General features: G+C 43.5%; 3 protein-coding genes. All 3 read right to left on the bottom strand.

Annotated elements, in window-relative coordinates; genetic code table 11:
* Positions 1-2105: coiled-coil domain-containing protein (locus tag G493_RS31430; RefSeq protein WP_161629893.1), on the bottom strand; the 2105-nt coding region annotated here is incomplete at its 3' end.
* Between the two features lie 630 nt (positions 2106-2735).
* Positions 2736-4691, bottom strand: a complete 1956-nt coding sequence (glgB, locus tag G493_RS0125910) for a 1,4-alpha-glucan branching protein GlgB (RefSeq protein WP_028582673.1) — start codon at positions 4689-4691, stop codon at positions 2736-2738.
* 414 nt (positions 4692-5105) lie between these two features.
* Positions 5106-5534, bottom strand: coding sequence for an ArsC/Spx/MgsR family protein (locus tag G493_RS0125905; RefSeq protein WP_028582672.1), 429 nt, complete (start codon positions 5532-5534; stop codon positions 5106-5108).
* Positions 5535-6408 lie beyond the last annotated feature (874 nt).

Below are 6408 nucleotides of genomic sequence, written 5' to 3'. Positions count from 1 at the left end.
GCCTCTTTGTTTTCTAAAGAAGCTTTGAGTTGTTGAACTTGATCTGAAAGTAGAACAAGTTCGGCAATTTTTGTGTTAGCCTCCGCAAGTTCGGCATCTCTCTGCTGTAGTGTTGCCTGAAGTTCGCTGAGTTGAACTGGTAAAGGTGCTAGTTCGTCAGTTTTTGTGCTGAGATCGTTTAAAGCAGCATTTTTTTGTTCCAGTTCCTCTTTCAACTGCTTGATTTGTTCACGGAGAGGTGCAAGTTCAGCTATTGTGGCCTTCGCATCTGAGAGTTGCGCCTCTTTCTGTTCCAGTGTAGCCTGGGTTTCGCCGAATTTGGCTGTGATTTCATGTAAAGCAGCCTCTTTGCCATCTAGAGTAGCTTTCAGCTGTTGGAGTTGATCTGGAAGCTGAACGAGGTTAGAAATTCTCGAGTTAGCCTCTGCAAGCTTTGTCTCTTTTTGCTCCAGAATGGTGTTAAGTTCGTTGAGCTGTATTGGTAGAGGCGCTAATTCCTCTGCCTTTGAGGTGAGCTCAGTGAGGATGTTTTCTTTTTGTTCTAAAGCAGCCTGCAATTGTTTAAGTTGTTCGGGTAACGGTTCAAGTTTCCCGATTTTTGTATGCGCCTCTGTAAGTTCGTTGTCTTTCTGCGCTAAAGCTGCGTTAAGCTGACTAAGCTTTTCCGCGAGAGGTGTAAGTTCGGTGATTTTAGCATTAGCTTCTACAAGTTCTGTCTCTTTTTGTTCCAAAGATGCCTCTAGTTCGCCAAGTTGAATCGCCAGTGGCGCGAGTTCTTGTGATTTGGCAGCAAGTGCGGCAAAAGCAGCATCTTTTTCTTTCAAGCTAATTTCGAGCTGTTTAAGCTGCTCGGGTAGGGGCGTAAGTTTGTTTACTTGATCGGTTACATCGGCAAGCGCTGTGCTTTTTTGTTCAAGAGTCCTCTGAAGTTCAGTATTGCTGACTTCTAATTCTTCAACTTTGCTTTTATAAATGGATAGCTGTTCAATTAGTGCCTCGGCCTTTGTTAAGGCATCTGTTTTTTGTTCAAGGTTGGTAGTGAGTGTCTCTTTTTCGGCCTGGAGTTTTTCTGTTTTATTGCGTATATCTTCAAATGCACTCTGCTGACTGGTTAATGATTCAAGTTGAGCATCTTTTTCCAGAATGGCAGCCTTGAGCGTTTCAATCTCCTGAGCCTGAGCCTGTAGAGTTTCTATTTCATCAAGCAGAGCGCCCTTTTCTTCACTGAGTGCATTTTCGCCTGATTTTGCCTGTTCAAGCTGATTTGAGAGCGTTGCAATCTGTTCTTGAAATCCAGCTATGGCAGTGTCTTTTTCAGTTATCTCTCCTTTCAGTGGATCGATCTTTTTGGTGACATCATCTAGCTTGCTTTCAGATTCCGCAAGAGACGTCTTAGCTACGATGAGTGACGATTCCAGGTCAAAAATCTTAGCTTCGAGTTCAGTAGCGTGCCCCTGCATAGAGTGCAATTCTATGTTTGCTTCGGCCAGTTCTTGTTCAAGGGCTGTATTGACTTCAACAAGAGAAGTATTTTGAGTGTTCAGCTCCGTATTTTTCTGTAACAGTTCCTCTTTTTGCGATTGAGCTGATTGCAGCTCTTCCTGGGCTTTTTGTAATTCAGAATTTTTTGCAGCCAACTTTTTTTCAGAAAGGTCTATTTGTCGCTGAAACTCTTGAATTTTAGAGGTTAGGGCTTCATCTTTATGGGCAGCTTGTTCCAAGGTTTGTCCCTGTTGATCGATAACCCCTTGTAACTTCTCTATTTGTTGTTTCAGATTGTCAATCGTAAGGAGGAGTTCCTTTTGTTGGCTAACGGCATTTGCTATTTGAGCTTCTTTTTCAGTAATGGTGAGCTGTAATGCCTGTAACTGTTGTTGTAGAGGTAGCAGATCTTTTTCTTTTTCCTGGCCGAAACGGAGCATGGCCTCCGCCTTGAGATTGGCTCTTTTTAATGAATCTCTGGCAATCGCTAATTGTGAGGTAGTGTCTGAGAGTCTCGCTTTAAGACGACCAATATCTGCAATCTGGGCTTTAATTTGTTTTTGCAGGTCTTCAAAGGTTTCTTCATTTTCCTGAACAATTTTTTCTGATTTGTTTCCAGCCAATTCTGCGTTGACAAGGGCTGCCTTGAGTTGTTGGATGGTGGTATTGGCCTTATGGAGTTCTTTTTGCGTAGCCTTGGAGTGAAGGGCGAGTTCCTCAATATTACCGTCAGCTGATTTTGCCTGTTCAAGCTCTGAAATGAGTTTTTGGTTTTTCTGGCTCAGCTCGTGAATGGCCTGATTGGCTTGCTCTGATTGACGCAACAATTTCTGGTAGCGCGCTGCAATCATTTCCTGGGCTTCGAGCAATTGTAGAATCTGTTGTTCTTTCTTCGCCAGTTCATCACTCACCGGCTGTTGGCTTTGAACAATCTCCATGGGAGATGCGGAGCGATCATCTTCCATTGATTGAGCTACAGAATCCGACGTATTTTCGACTACCTCGGACTTATTGTTTTGTGCCGGGATTCCTGCATGCTCTTGCAAAGTGGTATGTGCAACCAATTGCTCTGTAGATACGTCTTTCTTAACAGGAACTTCCAGGGAGAGCTCCTCCGGATGTTGCTCAGGGAATGGGTGATTTTTTTTAAGCTCGGCATGATAATTAGCTATCATGACGTACCCGACTATGCCAAATGCCGACAGGAGAATAATACGCGTTTTCATAGGCCTTTTGTTACTGTTTGTATTTCATCAATTGAATAAATTCGCTTGTTTACAACAGGGCTTAAGAATCAAGGTTGACAATGGTGGGAGGGTAAGAGACAGGGTGTGATCCATGGAGTGGCACTTACCGGCTACAGTCTCTATATATTCCGGATTGGTTACGTCGCTGCCAGAGTAGATTTCTTTATCTGAGTTGATAATCTCACAATATCTCCCACCTCGCGGTACTCCAATTCTGTAATTTTCACGAATGACAGGCGTAAAATTACAGATAATGATAAGAAAGTCATCAGGATTTTTGGCAAAACGAATAAAGGAGAGTACTGAATTATCGGAGTCATTGGCGTCTATCCAACGAAATCCGGTCCAGTCATAATCCTGTTCATGGAGCGAAGCTTCGTGAACATAAATACGGTTGAGATCTCGAACCAGTCGCTGCACTCCTTGGTGTGAAGGAGCGCTCAGAGCATCCCATTCCAGGCTTTTATCGAAATTCCATTCCTGCCACTGTGCAAATTCACATCCCATAAAGAGCAGTTTTTTTCCAGGATATGACCACATAAAACTAAGATATGCACGATAGTTAGCGAACTTTTGCCATTCATCCCCTGGCATCTTGTTGAGCATACTGTTCTTGCCATGTACGACCTCATCGTGACTGATTGGGAGAATAAAATTCTCATGAAAGGCATAGAGCATACCAAAGGTCATAAGATTATGATGGTATCTGCGGAAAAGCGAATCCTTACTCATATAAGAGAGGGTGTCATTCATCCAACCCATATTCCATTTAAGGCTAAATCCCAAGCCGCCGAGGTAGGTAGGACGAGAGACCATAGGCCAGGATGTGGACTCTTCGGCTATGGTTAAAATACCGGGATAAATCCCATGGGTTACTTCATTTGTTTTTTTCAGAAAGGATATGGCTTCCAGGTTTTCTCTGCCGCCATATTGGTTTGGAATCCACTGCCCCTGCTCTCGAGAGTAGTCAAGATATAACATCGAAGCCACAGCGTCAACGCGAAGACCGTCAATGTGATATTTATCGAGCCAGAATAAGGCATTGGAGATAAGAAATGAACGGACTTCGTTACGACCATAATTAAAGATAAGGGTACCCCAATCCTGGTGTTCACCCTGCAGGGGATTGGCGTGGGAGTAGAGATGCGTACCATCAAAATAATTGAGTCCTGCTCCGTCCTTAGGGAAATGGGCTGGAACCCAGTCCAGAATTACGCCAATGCCGGCCTGATGGCATTGGTCGACAAAATACATGAAGTCTTCCGGGGTGCCAAAACGAGATGTGGGGGCAAAAAAACCAAGAACCTGGTAGCCCCATGATCCATCAAAGGGATATTCTGAGATAGGGAGTGTCTCTATGTGCGTATACCCCATTTCTTTGACATAGGGAATGAGTTCGTCGGCCAGTTCTCGATAGGTAAGGTAGCGAAGATCCCAATCAGGGTCCTTACGCTTTTTCCAGGAGCCAAAGTGAACCTCATAAATGGAAATGGGTTTATCTAGAGCCTGCCGTTCCTTTCTCGTGGCCATCCATTCACTGTCACTCCAGATGTACTTATCCAGATCTATAACCACGGAGCCCGTACGAGGACGCTCTTCCATGGAAAAGCCATAAGGGTCAGATTTATCGAAACCTTCTCCTGTTTGACTGATAATATGGTATTTGTAAACAGCATATTCGGATAGACCTGGAATAAAGAGAGACCATATTCCAGAGCTTGACGGGCACATGGGGTGTGCCGTTAAATTCCAGTTGTTAAAATCTCCAATGATGGCAACGCTTGCGGCGTTGGGTGCCCAAACAGCAAACACTACCCCTTGCTCACCATCAACCTCAATCAGGTGAGCACCTAATTTTTCGTAGGTTCGTTCATGTGTTCCTTCACCGATCAGATAGGTGTCAAGGTCCCCGAGCCAAGTAGAAGGTGCTGCTTTCCCGCAGTAGGATATTTGTTTTGCCATAGGTGTTTGGGAGTGGAAGTTGGATCGAGAGCGATAATATTTTCCTGTAAAATGTATACTTAACGTATCAGTCTTTGATTGTCACCGGAATTATGAAAAAGCATACTTCTCAGCTGTATAGGTTCTGCTTGATGTAGATTAAGAAATTCTTTTTTTTGTGGACGATATGGGAATTATGAGGAAGGGAGGAAAGCCTGTATTACTTATGACTTCTGTGAGAAATGTGTAATTGATTGAAATTATACTTTTTGTTGGAGGGTTGACATGCGAGTCAACGCTTACCTGTAGAGATGGAATTTCGTGTATATATAGGGCTGTGCTGGAAGCGGAGAAAGAGCAACACCGGTAGCCTGTTTATGCGAATAGCTGTATTCTATGAAAATACTGTGCTGTGATTCGTTTCCGAAAGATGTGCTACTTTATTGTCTTTTGATCGTCACATGACAGAGTGTGCAGGTTCGGACAGGTCATGACATCGTCCTGTGAACTGTTCCAGGATCCCTGATACGGAGAAAGGCGCGAGTCGTCAAAACCCTGGATATGCAGGTTGTCCACTATTATAAGTGGTCGTTTTATAAGAATGGGATCAGCAATCATTAAACTGATGGCTTCATCAAATGAGAGTTCAGTCGGTTTGATCTGACCATTTTTTACCGCTGGAGCGGTATGATTGATCATGGTTGAAGGAGATTTACCTATAACAAAAGGGAGAAGTTTATCTGCTGTCCAGGCATGTTGGAGTATATTAATGCAGTCCAATTTATTGTCGGCATCACTGAGTATCTTTTTTTGCTTTTCGCCATTAATACAGCCCGGTTTCTCAAAAAATACTATATTGGCCATGGGATTTTCTCTTTTTGTTGGGAAAGAATGTTACATCAGGGACACATTCAATTCTGTATCAGGTCCTTGCCAGGAGCAAGCGCCACAATGGAGGAGCGTAAAATCCAGAAGTGGCATCTTAGCTGGTTCAACAGGCTCCACATTTTTGTTCTCAAGTAATTTGAAAATATATTTGGTGTTATTCATGTGTAAGTAAAAATATGTGGATCCGCACATGGGACAGCCCAAATACTCCATAGCCTATACCCCTTAATGATAATGATGATTCTCGAAGTCTTGCAAAAAGTTTACCAATAAAGGGTGTAAGGTGAATTTTGAGAGAGCGAGTAGTGTGCTGGTTGCGTTTTCAGGGGGATGGGCTGCAAAATCAGTTCAGATATCACCCTTCAGGCTATGAGGACGTCTGTGTTCATATTTGCAGTTGTTCTACAGTTTCGGTGTGAAGTATACAAAAAATGTCACTGGGAAAATGGTTCTATACATGCATCCTACGTTCCCATATCCCATTATAGAGAGTGTCGTTTATACCTGTTATTCCAAGGGGGCTTACCTGAATTTGAGTAAAACGCATCGATTGTGGGTAGATTCTAAACAGACTGACACCGATGAATTTATATGAAACTACCTTCTGCCCCGGACTCGAGGTAGGTTAACATCGTCTTGATTACAGGTCACAATTCTGGTTTCCTTGGTCCTTATTACTCTGATTGTCGTGGCTGGACGCTGGGGGTACTTTCAGTTTTATATCCGTAGTCTCTTTCGAGCTGACAATTCGTTGTGCCGGTGTCCAGCCGGTCATGTTAGATCCCGCGCTCTATCGCTTCAGTTCAGTTTTCGACCTCATCGTGACAATCAGAAAAGATAATGACTCTAT

This window comes from Desulfogranum japonicum DSM 18378 (assembly GCF_000429945.1).
In the GTDB taxonomy this organism is placed as follows: Bacteria; Desulfobacterota; Desulfobulbia; order Desulfobulbales; family Desulfobulbaceae; genus Desulfogranum; species Desulfogranum japonicum.
Note: the sequence above shows the minus strand (reverse complement) of the source record. Positions and strands in the feature narration are given on the sequence as shown.

Excerpts from the sequence above, each read along its gene's own strand:
- glgB (WP_028582673.1), bottom strand. The coding sequence starts at position 4,691 with ATGGCAAAACAAATATCCTACTGCGGGAAAGCAGCACCTTCTACTTGG.
- G493_RS0125905 (WP_028582672.1), bottom strand. The coding sequence starts at position 5,534 with ATGGCCAATATAGTATTTTTTGAGAAACCGGGCTGTATTAATGGCGAA.